This is a genomic window from Mesorhizobium sp. WSM4841 (assembly GCF_055811515.1).
Window position 1 is genome coordinate 36,004 of record NZ_JBVVQC010000006.1, and the last position, 13,350, is coordinate 49,353.

The 13,350-nt window shown below is 60.4% G+C and carries 12 protein-coding genes; 10 read left to right on the forward strand and 2 right to left on the reverse strand.

Annotated features, from left to right (window positions below):
• The first annotated feature begins 2 nt into the window (after positions 1–2).
• The 9 genes from AC0L14_RS09180 (at position 3) to AC0L14_RS09220 (ending at position 10,937) form a co-directional block, all read left to right on the forward strand.
• Positions 3–272 carry an EscS/YscS/HrcS family type III secretion system export apparatus protein gene (locus AC0L14_RS09180; protein ID WP_473749241.1) on the forward strand — a complete coding sequence of 90 codons (270 nt, stop codon included), beginning with the start codon at positions 3–5 and terminating at the stop codon, positions 270–272.
• A gap of 9 nt (positions 273–281) precedes the next feature.
• Entirely contained in the window at positions 282–1,094 is an 813-nt protein-coding gene (gene sctT / locus AC0L14_RS09185) for a type III secretion system export apparatus subunit SctT (protein WP_123148992.1), read from the forward strand.
• A gap of 165 nt (positions 1,095–1,259) precedes the next feature.
• Positions 1,260–2,081 carry a D-glutamate cyclase family protein gene (locus AC0L14_RS09190; protein WP_473749242.1) on the forward strand — a complete coding sequence of 274 codons (822 nt, stop codon included), beginning with the start codon at positions 1,260–1,262 and terminating at the stop codon, positions 2,079–2,081.
• A 266-nt stretch (positions 2,082–2,347) separates the two neighbouring features.
• Positions 2,348–3,739, forward strand: coding sequence for an endo-1,3-1,4-beta-glycanase EglC (gene eglC, locus AC0L14_RS09195; RefSeq protein ID WP_473484990.1), 1,392 nt, complete (start codon positions 2,348–2,350; stop codon positions 3,737–3,739).
• Positions 3,740–3,830: 91 nt separating this feature from the next.
• A complete protein-coding gene (locus AC0L14_RS09200; protein WP_473484992.1) occupies positions 3,831–5,585 on the forward strand; it encodes a type I secretion system permease/ATPase in 1,755 nt (584 codons plus the stop codon).
• Positions 5,585–6,895: an HlyD family type I secretion periplasmic adaptor subunit gene (locus tag AC0L14_RS09205; RefSeq protein WP_473484994.1), complete on the forward strand. Its 1,311-nt coding sequence runs from the start codon at positions 5,585–5,587 to the stop codon at positions 6,893–6,895. Before AC0L14_RS09200 ends, AC0L14_RS09205 begins: the two co-directional genes overlap by 1 nt.
• Positions 6,896–6,946: 51 nt before the next feature.
• A complete protein-coding gene (locus AC0L14_RS09210; RefSeq protein ID WP_473749243.1) occupies positions 6,947–7,276 on the forward strand; it encodes a hypothetical protein in 330 nt (109 codons plus the stop codon).
• A gap of 323 nt (positions 7,277–7,599) precedes the next feature.
• Positions 7,600–8,265, forward strand: a complete 666-nt coding sequence (locus AC0L14_RS09215; RefSeq protein ID WP_473749245.1) for a dienelactone hydrolase family protein — start codon at positions 7,600–7,602, stop codon at positions 8,263–8,265.
• Positions 8,266–8,393: 128 nt separating this feature from the next.
• Positions 8,394–10,937 (forward strand): NAD-dependent epimerase/dehydratase family protein, encoded by a 2,544-nt coding sequence (locus tag AC0L14_RS09220; RefSeq protein ID WP_473749246.1) that lies wholly within the window; start codon positions 8,394–8,396, stop codon positions 10,935–10,937.
• 111 nt (positions 10,938–11,048) lie between these two features.
• On the opposite strand, the gene AC0L14_RS09225 is transcribed toward AC0L14_RS09220, so the two are convergent.
• Positions 11,049–11,303, reverse strand: a complete 255-nt coding sequence (locus AC0L14_RS09225; protein WP_473749247.1) for a DUF982 domain-containing protein — start codon at positions 11,301–11,303, stop codon at positions 11,049–11,051.
• A 234-nt stretch (positions 11,304–11,537) separates the two neighbouring features.
• Between AC0L14_RS09225 and AC0L14_RS09230 the strand changes: the two genes are divergently transcribed.
• Entirely contained in the window at positions 11,538–12,080 is a 543-nt protein-coding gene (locus AC0L14_RS09230; RefSeq protein WP_473749249.1) for a metallophosphoesterase family protein, read from the forward strand.
• Between the two features lie 27 nt (positions 12,081–12,107).
• On the opposite strand, the gene AC0L14_RS09235 is transcribed toward AC0L14_RS09230, so the two are convergent.
• The gene (locus AC0L14_RS09235; RefSeq protein WP_473749250.1) at positions 12,108–13,130 is read right to left on the reverse strand and encodes a ribonuclease Z; all 1,023 of its coding nucleotides are present in this window, start codon (positions 13,128–13,130) and stop codon (positions 12,108–12,110) included.
• Positions 13,131–13,350 lie beyond the last annotated feature (220 nt).

Consider the following 13,350-nt stretch of genomic DNA (forward strand, 5'->3'; position numbering starts at 1 on the left):
GCATGAGCAATGACTTCATCCTGGCGAAGGTCCAAAGCGCGCTTCTGACAGTGCTTTTCGCGTCGAGCCCAGCGATCATCGCGGCGATGGCCGTCGGCATCCTTGTCGGGCTTGCCCAGGCGCTGACGCAAATTCAGGACCAGTCCCTGCCGCAGACGATTAAGCTCGTCGTGATCCTGCTGGTCATCATCGCCTTCGGCCCGCTGCTTGGCCAGCAGATCGCCGAGCAGGCCTCAACGGCGCTGGACGAATTCCCCGTCGTCACGCGTTGAGGCACGCAGATGCCGGTCGAACCATTCTTCGCGTCGGTCAAAGAGCTTCAGTTCTATCTTTTGGCCGGAGCTTTCGCGCTCGCACGCATGACCGGATTCATGCTCCTGATGCCGCTCTTTTCGCGTGTGCCGCTATCGGGCCTTTTGCGCAACGGCGTTGCTCTGGCGCTGGCGGTTCCGGTCTTTCCGATGATCGTGAACAAGCTGACGAACACTGACATCGCGACGACGATGATCGTCGTGTACATGCTCAAGGAGGTCGTGGTCGGGGTAACGCTCGGGCTGGCGATGGGCATACCGTTCTGGGCGGCCGAGGCTGCCGGCGATATCCTGGACCTGCAGCGGGGCTCCACCATGGGGACTCTGATCGATCCGATGATGACCCATGAGACGAGTGCCACCGGCACCTTGCTCGCCGTCATCATGGTCACGATCTACCTGGCTGCCGGCGGCCTCGAACTTTCCTTGACCAGTCTCTACGACAGCTATGGCCTGTGGCCGATCGACCAACTTCTGCCTGTGTTCAGCAAGGATGCAGCCGGCATCTTTCTCGATCTGCTGAACCGCATTCTGATGATGGCATTGACCCTCGTTTTTCCGCTCATCATCAGCATGCTCTTGTCCGACATTGTGCTGGCCTTCTTGGCGCGCGCCTCACCGCACCTGAATGTTTTTGCGCTTTCGCTGATCGTGAAGACGCTGGTGTTTAGCCTCGTCTTTGTACTCTATGCCGCTTTCCTGCTCTTCTACATGAACCGAGACCTTGGCTTCCTGCACGAGGCAGGCCGACAGATAGAAGCGATCGGCTGCCGCAGCTGTTAATGACACCATGCAGATTTGCGCAGGAGTCGGTCCTAAATGAAGCGATCGTTGGCCGGCCAATAAATACAATTTATCGTTGAGGAAAGATTCTGACGATTTGACAAGCAGCCGAGCCGCCAACGATCTTACGCCTCCCGACTTGTCTCTGAAACGCGCTCGGAAGCAATGGCTCGCCTGACCACTTCACCGATCTTCGAGGACCTGCGACTGGTCGATGCGGACAGGCTGCGCAGGCTTGTCAGAATGGGCGCCTATGAGGGGCACACAGGGGGGCTGGCGCACGGCAAGCTCCAGGCCAATGTTGTGATTGTGCCCCGCAGCTTTGCCGGCGATTTCCACCAGTTCTGCATCCGCAACCCGAAACCCTGTCCATTGGTCGGCGTGAATCGCGCCGGCAGCCCATTGATCCCAGCGCTGGGCGACATCGACATCCGCACCGATGCCCCCCAGTACAACATCTATCATTTCGGCGAGCTGACCCGTCGGAGGACGGACATCATCGACCTGTGGCAGGATGATTTTGCCGCTTTCGCGCTCGGCAGCTCGCTGACCGTCGAAGCTGCACTTGCCGAAAAGAAACTGAGCCGCATCGGCTGCGGCAAGGCCTCACCCAAGTTTCGAACCAGGATCAAGACGTATCGCGTCGGACCATTTGGCGGCGAAATGGTCGTCTCGATGCGTCCGATAAGCCGTTGCGATGTCGACAGGGTTCGCGCCCTTACCGCACGCTTCCCGCATGCCCACGGCTCTCCCATCCATGTCGGAGATCCCACGGTCATCGGAATAGCCGACTTGATGGCTCCCGACTGGGGCGATGCAGTCAAAATCATGGACGGGGAGGTCCCTGTATTCTGGGCCAGCAGCGTAACCGCACAGGATGCACTTGCTCGTGCCGAACTCGCGACCTCGATCACGGTATCGCCGGGGCACATGCTGATCACCGATGTGGATGCACGAGCCGATGCGGGCGCTTTCAAAGTCTACTAGCAGTTCTTCTCACCGGTCAGCGGTAATGCTATTCGAGATGCGAAATGCGGTGAGGGTCGGTCTCGATCTGCCTCACCACATCTTCGATCATGTTGCAGTGGCCCAACCTTATGCACTCGAGGCAGTGAAGCTCCCCGGCAAGTGCTCCCACTACGTGATAACCATTTGGTAACCTTCCGAACTGGAAAGTGAAAAAGTACTGGCTCCTTTTGCCCTTGATTGATGTTAGGGCTGCTATCCAGCGAGACAAAGGAGAAAAGACCGCGATGGCCACGGTTCTGAACGCCAAGGGCGTTCCACTTCCCTACAGCGGCTCCTCCGTAAAGTGGTATTCGGCGACGAGTTCCAGCTCAACACTTTATGGCAGCACATACAACGACTCGATGTATGGGGACGGCAGCGTCACCGTCACAATGCGTGGCGGCAAGGGCGATGACATCTATTATCTGTATTCCTCGAAAAACAAAGCGGTCGAGCTGTCCGGCGAGGGGGTGGATACCATCTCGACTTGGATGAGCTATAAGCTCCCAACGAATTTCGAGAACCTGACGGTCACCGGCGATAAACGCTATGCTTTCGGAAACGAGCTGAACAACATCGTTAGCGGCGGCTCCGGCCAACAGACGCTCGACGGCTTAAAGGGCGATGACGTGCTCAAGGGCGGATCCGGGGCGGACATTTTCGTCGTCAACCCCGGCAACGGCAGTGATCTGATCCTGGACCTTGGCGCGACGGATACCGTTCGCGTCGGGAGCTACGGCTTCACCTCCTTCGAGGAGGTGCGCGCCAACATGGTCCAGTCGGGAGCCAACGTCCGACTTAATCTGTCCGATAGCGAGTTTCTCGTCTTCGCCAACAAGACCATCGGCGATTTCACCGCAAGCCAGTTCAAGCTGGGCGTGGACAGGTCGGCTCTGGAACTCACCTTTTCGGACGAGTTCGACACGCTGGACCTGTGGAACGGCTCGAGCGGCACCTGGGATTCGAACTACTGGTGGGGGGCCGCGAACGGCAGCACGCTCACGACCACAAACGATCTTCAATGGTACATCGATACCGACTACGCCCCGACACGGTCCGTCAATCCGTTCAGCATTGAGGACGGTGTTCTCACGATTACCGCCGCCCGGGCTCCTGAGGCGATCCGGCCCTATATAAATAATTACCAATACACGTCAGGTTTGCTGACGACCTACGAATCCTTCGCGCAGACCTACGGCTATTTTGAGATTCGGGCCGATATGCCCGAAAAACAAGGTGCATGGCCGGCCTTCTGGCTTCTCCCGGAGGACGGCTCCTGGCCACCGGAACTGGACGTCATAGAGATGTTCGGTCAGGATCCAAACAAGCTCATGTTGACAGGCCACTCGAACGCGACGGGAACTCATACAACAGTGGGCTCGACTGCCTATACCTCGGATACCGGAGGGTTCCACACATACGGCGTGCTTTGGACAGAAGACGAACTCGTCTGGTATTTCGACGACGTCGAAGTCGCTCGTGCCGCAACGCCTGCCGACATGCATGACCCGATGTATATGCTGGTGAATATGGGGATTGGTGGCCAAGCGGGAGCGCCCGCCGACGGGCTTGCGACGCCTGCGGAAATGCAGATCGACTACATCCATGCCTATGCGTTGCAAGATTGGATTATCTAACATTTGACAGATGGGCTCGGCACCGCCACGTTCGTCATCAGGCCTGATTTCGGGCGCGGTCATTGCTGCCTGAGACCGAACTGGAACTGATTTGAAGCCGACGTCGCATCCCATTCCACCTGAACCGCCGCGGACGACACTCGCGGCGGTTCTGGCCGCGTTTCGGCGAGCGTTGGCAGGAATTGCATTGATGAGCGGCGTCGTCAATGTTCTGGCGCTGACCGGCTCGTTCTTCATGCTGCAGGTCTACGATCGCGTCATACCCGGCCGCAGCGTGCCGACGCTCGTCGGGCTTGCCGTGTTTGCCGGCACGCTTTTCGTCTTTCAGGGCGTTCTCGAACTCATCCGGTCGCGTTTGCTGGTGCGCATCGGCATGGCGCTGGACGCGCGCTTGAGCGGACAGGTCTATGCCGCACTCATGCGTTTGCCGCTGCGCACCAAGCTCGCAGGCGACGGCCTTCAATCCTTGCGTGATCTTGACCAGGTGCGATCGTTCATGTCGAGCGCCGGTCCGACCGCGCTTTTCGACCTGCCATGGATGCCGCTCTATCTCGCAATCTGCTTCCTGTTCCATTTCTGGATCGGCATGACGGCGCTGGCCGGCGTGGTCATTCTCTTCAGCCTGGCATTGCTTGCCGAAATTCGCACGAGAGAGCCCGCCAGAAAGGCAAACAGTCAAGCGGCAGCGCGCAATACACTTGCCGAAGCGACGCGCCGCAATGTCGAGGTTCTGCAGGCCATGGGCTTTGGCTCGCGCATCGCCGAGCGCTGGGCAGGGATCAATGCTGACTATCTCGACACCAATGCAACAGCGAGCGACCTTGCCGGGACACTCGGAACGATCTCGAAAATCCTGCGAATGATGCTGCAATCGGGTATCCTGGCGATCGGCGCGTATCTCGTCATCCATCAGCAAGCGACCGGCGGCATCATGATCGCCAGTTCGATCATGATGAGCAGGGCACTCGCACCAATCGAACTGGCTATCGCGCACTGGAGGGGTTTCGTCACCGCCCGCCAGGCCTGGGCCCGCTTGACCCAGCTTTTGGTCCTGCTTCCCGAAACTGCGACAAGTGTCTCGCTGCCTGCGCCGAAATCTGCTCTTTCGGTCGAAAGTATCAGTGTCACGCCGCCGGGGGAGCGTCGTATGGTCGTGCAAGACGCCAGCTTCGCATTGGAAAAGGGCGTCGGCCTCGGCATTGTGGGGCCGAGCGCTTCCGGCAAGTCATCGCTCGTGCGCGCGATTGCCGGCATATGGCTCCCAGTTCGTGGAACGGTCAGGCTGGATGGCGCAACGCTCGACCAGTGGTCGCCGGAAGAGCTGGGCAAGCATGTCGGCTATCTCCCGCAGGATGTGCAATTGTTCGACGGCACCATTGCCGAGAATATCGCGCGCTTCGAACCGCAAGCGCCATCGGACAAGATACTGGCGGCCGCGCGCGCGGCCGGCGTTCATGATCTCGTCATCCATCTGCCGGAAGGCTACGAGACGCGGGTCGGCGAGGCCGGGTCGGCACTTTCGGCCGGCCAGAGGCAGCGGGTTGCACTTGCACGGGCGCTCTATGGCGATCCGTTCCTCGTCATCCTCGACGAGCCCAATTCCAATCTCGATTCGGAGGGTGAGGCTGCACTGACCGTGGCGATCCAGGGCGTGCGCGCGCGAGGCGGTGTTGCCATCGTGGTCGCACACCGGCCGAGTGCGCTGGCGAGCCTGGATCAGATTCTTGTGATGGCGAACGGCCAGGTCCAGGCCTTTGGCCCGAAGAATGAGATCTTGAACAAGATAACTCGCCCAGCAGGCGTTCCCTTGAAGGTCGTCTCTGGCCCTGAAGAACCTGCATCCTGATGGCAGAACGCACTGCATCCGCGATTGACCGGACCATTCGGCGCTATCTGCTTGGTGGGGTCGCAGCTTGCATACTTCTGATTGGTGGGGCCGGAAGCTTGGCTGCCGTCACCGAGATTTCCGGGGCCGTGATTGCTTCGGGAAAGCTGGTCGTCGATTCCAGCGTTAAGAAGGTGCAGCATCCGACGGGTGGCGTTGTCGGTCAAATCTTCGTCCGGGAAGGCGATGCCGTGAAGGCGGGCCAGGTTTTGATCCGCCTCGATGAGACGATCACCCGGGCCAATTTGGCGATCGTCACGAAGAGCCTGGACGAATTCGAGGCGCGCCTGGCTCGCCTCGAGGCCGAGCGCGACGGCAAAGCAAGCATCAGCTTTCCAGCTTCGCTAGTGTCACGCCAGGATGCCCCCGAGATCGGTCGGGCGATGGCCGGCGAGCAATCGCTGTTCGAATTTCGCCGACAGGCACGCGCCGGCCAGAAGGCCCAGTTGGCAGAGCGCATTGCGCAGCTTGCCGAAGAAGTTTCCGGCTTGACCGAGCAAAGAGATGCCAAGAGCCAGGAAATCAAGTTGATCGGCTTTGAGCTCGAAGGCATGCGCAGACTTTGGCAACGCAAGCTGGTTTCAATCGATCGCATAACTGCGCTTGAACGCGATGCCGTGCGGCTCAAAGGTGAGCACGGGCAACTGACCGCGGCCATAGCGCAATCGAAGGGTCGTACATCCGAAATCCGTTTGCAGATCATTCAGATCGACCAGGATTTGCGCAGCGAGGTGGCGACCGAACTGCGTGACGTCCAGGCAAAGATCTCTGAATCCGTCGAGCGCAAGGTCTCGGCCGAAGATCAGCTCAAGCGGATCGATATACGCAGTCCGCAGACCGGCGTCGTTCATCAGCTTGGTGTGCACACGGTCGGTGGCGTTATTTCTCCGGGCGAGCTCATCATGCTGATAGTCCCTGTGACAGACGACCTGACCGTCGAGGCGCGCGTGGCACCCCAAGACATCGATCAATTGACGTTAGGGCAAAGCGCGACGCTGCGGCTGTCGGCATTCAATCAGCAAACAACGCCGGAGCTGAATGGTGCCGTCAGCAAGATTTCCGCCGACCTCAATGTCGATGAGAAAACAGGCGCTGGCTTTTACACCGTGCATGTTGTTTTACCGCGCACAGAGCTTACCAGGCTCAAGGGCCTGGCCCTGGCGCCTGGAATGCCTGTCGAGGTGTTCTTTTCGACCGGCAGCCGCACCATGCTGTCCTATCTCGTGAAACCTTTGGCGAACCAAATCCAACGGGCATTCAGGGAAGAATAGGCCGCGACTCGGGCGAGCCGACGAGCTGAACTCCGGAACAACGACGCGATTTTGCCGTTTCGCCTGAAACTGGAAGTGATCCACATGTCCGGGTTGACGAATGAAGAGATCGAGGGGCGGCTGAACGCCCAGCGAGAGACTCTGGCGCTGGTCGTCGCGCTGCTTGCCGGCCGCGACGCGACTTCCGAGCGAATATGGGCCGAACTGGAGGCCCGTTTTCAATTCCAGAATAATCAGGAAGACCCCGGCGCCGTGCCAAGCAGTGCGTTCGCCATTGAGAGTGCGATGATGCGGGAGTTCAAGCTGATCTTCGAGGAAGCGCGGGCACGCAAGGCGGAATGGAACGACACGGACAAGCCACCCACAAGAGGCGCTAGCTGAAAATCGCGAGCCCGGCGAGTGCGACGCTGCACCAAGTTCGCTTCGCTGCGGAGTGACCAATCGAACGCTGCATCGGGCTTGGCGACAATGGCTCTAGACCAATTGATGCCAAACAAATCTTGAGGCTCGGCCGCGGAGAGCGTTGCGCCGAGGGAGCCCACAATTCCGAATAGACGGACGGAACAGATCCGTCGCTCTCGATGGGATAGCCATATTTTTTCTGGCCTGACTCGGAAACATTTCCGGCATGCCAGTGTTTAACGCACTGAGTGGGCGCGAGGCGCAGTTCCTCTGCCTGTGAGGCGTCCCTTTGGAGTGTAACGATGCCGGCAACCGCCATGACAGAGGTCGAGGAGGTCAGGATCGAGCCCGACGGGCTCATTGGGCTGCTGGGAGTGCCGCACGGTGCGCAAGGCATCGTCATCTTCGCTCATGGCAGCGGAAGTGGACGGCTCAGTCCGCGCAACAATCACGTGGCCGCCGCACTTCGGCAGGCTGGACTGGCGACCCTTCTCGTCGACCTTTTGACGTCGATCGAGGAAGGCGACAGGCGAAACGTCTTCGACATCGACCTGCTCGCATCGCGACTTGCGCTGGCGACGCATTGGGCTTCTGCGGAAGCGCGGACAAGAAAGCTTGTTCCGCTCTATTTCGGGGCAAGCACTGGCGCGGCAGCCGCGCTGGTGGCCGCCTCACGCCCGGATGCAGGTATCGCGGCTGTCGTCTCGCGCGGCGGCCGGCCCGATCTGGCGATGGACGCGTTGCCGGCCGTGCGTGCCCCGACACTGCTTCTAGTCGGCGGCCTGGACGGGCCGGTGATCGGGATGAACGAGCGTGCCCTTGCCGCGCTGAAAGGCGAGAAACAGTTGATCATTATCGACGGTGCCGGCCACCTCTTCGAGGAGCCGGGCAAAATGGACGAAGTGGTGAGACACGCCACGCGATGGTTCCTCGAGCATCTCGCGCCTCCGCAAGGGCCGAGGCAATGATCCTGGGCAGGCTAAAACTCGATGCAGAGAAGGAAATCGAATCCAGTTCGAAGGTGCTGAGCGAGCCGAGGAAGGCCGAAGCGCACCACGCCATCGGGCCTCTCTTCCAACGCGAACGGGCCTGACTTATGGCAAATCACGGCGCGCCCCTTCCGACGGTCCTTATCACCGGAAGCAGCGGCTTCCTGGGGCAGGCGATTGCGCGAGGTTTGATTGACCGCTACCGGGTTATCGGCCTCGATGTTGCAAAACCGAAGCATCCCCCCGCCGGCATGGAGACGATCGAGATCGATCTCACCTCCGATGAGAGCGTGAGTAGGGCTGTGAAAACAGCGCGGGAGCGCGGCGGTCGCATCGCCGCGGTCATCCACCTCGCGGCCTATTACGACACGACCGGCAAGGACAATCCGAAATATGACGCCGTCACCGTGCAGGGCACGCGCCGGCTCCTGCATTCGCTGACGGCGATCAAGACCGAGCAGTTCGTGTTCTCCAGCACGCTTCTCGTCCATGCCCCAAGCCCGGGGAGGGGCACGAAAATCAATGAGGACTCGCCGCTCGACCCGGCCTGGGCCTACCCAAAATCGAAAGCCGAAACCGAGGCGCTGATTTCGAGGGAGCGCGGCGAAATCAAGACGGTGATCCTGCGGCTCGCCGGCGTCTATGACGAAGACTGCCGGGCGGCCTTTATTGCCCAGCAGATCGCTCGCATTTTTGAGCGCTTGCCGACCGCCTATTTGTTCGCCGGCGATATCACCGCCGGCCAGCCCTATCTGCACAAGGACGATCTCGTCGATGCGGTGGTGCGTACCGTCGACCGGCGCGCCGAACTTCCGGCCGAGACTGTGCTTCTGATCGGCGAAGAAGACACACCGTCATACGAGGAGATGCAGAAGCGCATCGGCCGGCTCATCCATGGCGAGGACTGGCGGACCCTGGCGCTGCCGAAGCAGCTGACGAAGCTGGGCGCGTGGGTGCAGACGGAGGTACTCGATCAGGACACCGACATCAAACCGTGGATGATCGAGAATTCGGACGATCATTACGAGATCGACATCTCGCGGGCCAAAGCTCTGCTGGGCTGGGCGCCTAGACACAGCCTGTTGGACACATTGCCGGAGATGATCCGCCGGCTGAACCAGGACCCCACAGACTGGTACGCGGCCAACAAACTTGATCCGCCCGTTGTCGCGGCTTCGGATCCTGAGATCGAGCAGGCCGAAAGGCGACTTAAGGGACCGCTCGAACGAAGCAAGGAAGACGTCGAAGCGGCGATAAAACGGCATCGGTCCAGGACACTTTGGGCGCCGATGACCAACGCTGCGTTCGGACTGTGGTTGGTCACATCACCGATGACGGTTGGCCTGTTCGATCCCGTCGCAGCCGCAATGCCACCCGCTCTGGGGCACGCTGTCGCGGAGCCGCAATTGCGCAACGCAAGCCTCGGCGTCAGCGAGATCGTTTCCGGCCTGCTGGTGACGATCTTTGCGTTGATGGGCATGTCCCGACGCTGGCGCTGGGTGCAGTGGATCACGGCGTCGCTCGGAGTTTGGGTGATGCTGGCGCCGTTGCTGTTTTGGACGACCAGCGCCGCCGCCTATGCCACCGACACGCTCGTCGGCATGCTGATCGTCGCCTTTGCGGTGATGATCCCGCCGACCCCTGGCATCAGCCGCCGCGCGCTCGCGGCCGACGACGACATTCCGCTGGGCTGGACCTATTCGCCATCGACCTTCACGCAGCGGATTCCGATCGTGGCGCTGGCCTTCGTCGGCCTATTCGTCTCGCGCTATCTCGCCACCTTCCAGATGGGCCACGCGGATGGGCTGTGGGATCCGTTCTTCGGCCCCGGCGGCGCGCCGGTGCGCAACGGCAGCGAGGCGGTGGTGACGTCATGGGTCTCGAAGGGTTTCCCGATCGCCGATGCCGGGCTCGGCGCGCTTGCCTATTGCCTCGATATCCTCGCCGGCGCGATCGGTGACCGCCGGCGCTGGCGCACCATGCCGTGGATGGTGCTCCTCTTCGGCTTGCTGATCGTTCCGCTTGGCGTGGTCAGCGTCTCCTTCATCATCATCCAGCCACCGCTGATTGGTGCGCTTTGCACGCTCTGCATCCTCCAGGCCGCCGTCACGGTGGTGCTGATCCCTTACTCGGTCGATGAGGTGCTGGCGACCATCCAGTATCTCTGGGGCGCCACGAGGGCGGGCGAGCCGTTCTGGCGTACCTTCTGGATGGGCGGACCGGCGCTGTCGGAGAACCAGACGCCTGGGGCCGACCTCGACCGTCCGGTTTTCGAGGTGCTGAAGGAATTTGTCACCGGCGGCGTGAACTTCCCATGGACGCTGGTAGCGAGCACGCTGCTCGGCGCCTTGCTGATGACGACGCCATTGATCATTGGCACGCAACCACCGCTCTACTTCAGCGATCATGTCGTCGGCTGTCTCATTATCATGGTCGCAGTCACGGCCATGGCCGAGGTTGTCCGGCCTGTGCGCTTCCTCAATGTCGTGCTCGGTGCGTGGATCGCGGTCTCACCTTTTGTGCTCGCCGGCGGTGGAACCACGGCGATCGCGGCGGACGTTACGATCGGTCTGGCGCTGATCGTGCTCAGCCTCCCGCGCGGCACGCGCAGCGACCAACACTATGGCGGTTGGGATCGAGCGATTGTCTGAGCAACTCGACTTCAGCACCTGGCGAGGCGAAGCGCGCGCGTGGCGATCTGCAGGAGCAGGTCAAGGAAGAGATCGAGTTGCCTGGACGGGGCTCTGCCTGACGGCGCCGGTCTAGATTTGTTCGCCGAGCAGGATCCTCGCATCCTTGGCCGCGACGATGAATGCTTGGCGCGCGACCCTTGTCGGCTTTTCGCCGCGGATAACCGCAAGGCAGGCTTCGATTGCAGCGAGCCGCGTCTTGGAGGCTGGCGTCGGCCAGTCCCTCAGCAGCACCTCAGCCGCGTCGGAGACCGAGACAACAACCCTGTCGCGATCGATCCGGCCAGGTTGAACAACAATCGGCTTTCTGAAACGTTTCGTTCGCACGACACTCTCCAAAGCGGCAATATGTTAGCCGCGTCTGATCTTTGTCGCCACCCCAAATGTTAATTGCCGTCGGACTTGCCACTGCCCTTGATCAAAGCCGCCGGGCTCTCCCAACACAAGCAGAGGTGGCCAGAGCGCGACGGCGCGCTATCTCATCCGGCTCGACAGGCTCGATGACGGCATGCCGAAATTCGGGCTCGTTGGTCGATATCGTCCGCAAGGCTGTGAACGACCATGATCTATTTCACGGCCGACACACATTTCAGCGATCCCCGCATTCTGCGTATCGATCGTCGCCCGTTCGGCTCGCTGGCAGAACACGATCGAACACTGATTTCACTCTGGAACGAAACCGTCAGTCCGGACGACGAGGTCTGGCATCTCGGCGACTTTGCGAAGGGGTCGGCCGAATTCGTTTCATCGCTCCTGTCGTCGCTTCATGGCCGGAAGCATTTGATTATCGGCAACAACGACTGCGCAGCAACCGTCGGCGCTGCTGGTTGGGCCAGCACTCAACATTATAAGGAGCTGACGATAGACGGCAGGTTGCTGATCCTTTGCCACTATCCTTTTCGCACCTGGAATCAGATCGGCAAGAAATCGATCGATCTGCATGGCCATTCCCACGGCAGACTAAGCCCGGTTACGCGCCAGTACGACACGGGCGTCGACAGCTGGGATTTTCGCCCGGTAACCCTTTCCGCCATCCTTGCACGCCGACGTCGACGAACCGCCCCACCGGGATCTTCAACACAAGTGATCGAAAAGCGCGGGTGATCCCGGCTGTTGCCTAGATGTTGGTGTTCATCGTCCCGGTTGAGAAGGGCTTCCGACCCCTAGATGTGCCGCGAACTCGGCACGCAGTTTGTTCCCGTGTCCGAGATAGCGGGGCGAAAAGTGCATCGGCACGGCATGTTCAACTTCGGCAAGCCTGGCGATCGTGCCGGCTTCGGCTGCGGTGAGATGGCGCTTCGCGGCGGCCAGCTCGCGATCTCCTTCCAGGAAGCCCGCTTCGATAAACAGCTGGTTCGCGCCGTGCGCAAGCGCAACGACACGCGCAAGATTTGCCTCGTTGAATGCGAGATCGGTCGCATAGACGATCTTCTGTCCGGGGCCGGTTCTCAGGGCTCCGGCACCGAGCAGCTCGCCGACCGAGATATGTCGATCCGCGGTTGGGGCGAGCGTCGTTTCCGGATCAGCTCCGCGCCGGACCGCACGCTTGGCTTCGCTCAACCACGGTCCGACAGGCAAACCCAATGCTTCCAGCTGCGGTTTTTGCACGTTGACCCGGATCTTTTCCTGAAACGCGAATGCAAGGCATGGAACGCCGTGGTCGAGCATTGCTGCTTCGATACGGAAATCGGGATCGTCGAGCAGGATATTTCCCTCGGCTGGATTTGATGCCGTATCCTGCCGAGTGAAGCCCGATCGCGCCCGAAAGAGGCGGGAATGACGAAATCCGGCCGGCGTCCAGTCGCAGGCGGCTATCATGAAGTCGTGGGACTGTTCGTCGAGGAGATTCCATGTGTATGCGTTGAGCTTGGCTTGCACGGCCTCGGTCAACCCAGGCGGGCCGAAGAAATGCACTGTTTTATTCCTGTATAGAAATAACCGCAGCAGCCGATCGAAGCCGGCGAAGTGGTCCATGTGCATATGTGATACGAATACGTGGCTGACGCGCAGGATTTCGCGCGGCGAAAGTGGCGACAGATCACCAATGTCGAAGAGCATCGCCCGGTTGCCGAATCGGAAATCCAGAAGAAGCCCCGCATCCGAGAAGGGGTCGTTGACCAGGCGCGGCTGAACCAGCAACGTCACCGGATCCATCCGATACTGTTTTCGAATTTCGCCACTATGCGGTCACCTTCAGACACGACCTGGACCTTACGTCTACCTCTCTAATCGCGCGCTCCGGGTACCGGTTCCCGACGTATATCGTTCGAAAGGACGCAGAAGACGGCGAGCCGGCCAAGTCAGGCTGAACGTTTCTGCCATCTTGCGCGTTCTCTTGGGTCGGACTGAGCCGCGGGCCGAAACATCGGCAACC

What these genes read in the sequence shown, in the direction of transcription:
- AC0L14_RS09205 (WP_473484994.1), top strand. Translation starts at nt 5,585, where the DNA reads ATGGCAGAACGCACTGCATCCGCGATTGACCGGACCATTCGGCGCTAT.
- sctT (WP_123148992.1), top strand. Translation starts at nt 282, where the DNA reads ATGCCGGTCGAACCATTCTTCGCGTCGGTCAAAGAGCTTCAGTTCTAT.
- AC0L14_RS09230 (WP_473749249.1), top strand. Translation starts at nt 11,538, where the DNA reads ATGATCTATTTCACGGCCGACACACATTTCAGCGATCCCCGCATTCTG.
- eglC (WP_473484990.1), top strand. Translation starts at nt 2,348, where the DNA reads ATGGCCACGGTTCTGAACGCCAAGGGCGTTCCACTTCCCTACAGCGGC.
- AC0L14_RS09215 (WP_473749245.1), top strand. Translation starts at nt 7,600, where the DNA reads ATGCCGGCAACCGCCATGACAGAGGTCGAGGAGGTCAGGATCGAGCCC.
- AC0L14_RS09235 (WP_473749250.1), bottom strand. Translation starts at nt 13,130, where the DNA reads ATGGATCCGGTGACGTTGCTGGTTCAGCCGCGCCTGGTCAACGACCCC.
- AC0L14_RS09180 (WP_473749241.1), top strand. Translation starts at nt 3, where the DNA reads ATGAGCAATGACTTCATCCTGGCGAAGGTCCAAAGCGCGCTTCTGACA.
- AC0L14_RS09220 (WP_473749246.1), top strand. Translation starts at nt 8,394, where the DNA reads ATGGCAAATCACGGCGCGCCCCTTCCGACGGTCCTTATCACCGGAAGC.
- AC0L14_RS09190 (WP_473749242.1), top strand. Translation starts at nt 1,260, where the DNA reads ATGGCTCGCCTGACCACTTCACCGATCTTCGAGGACCTGCGACTGGTC.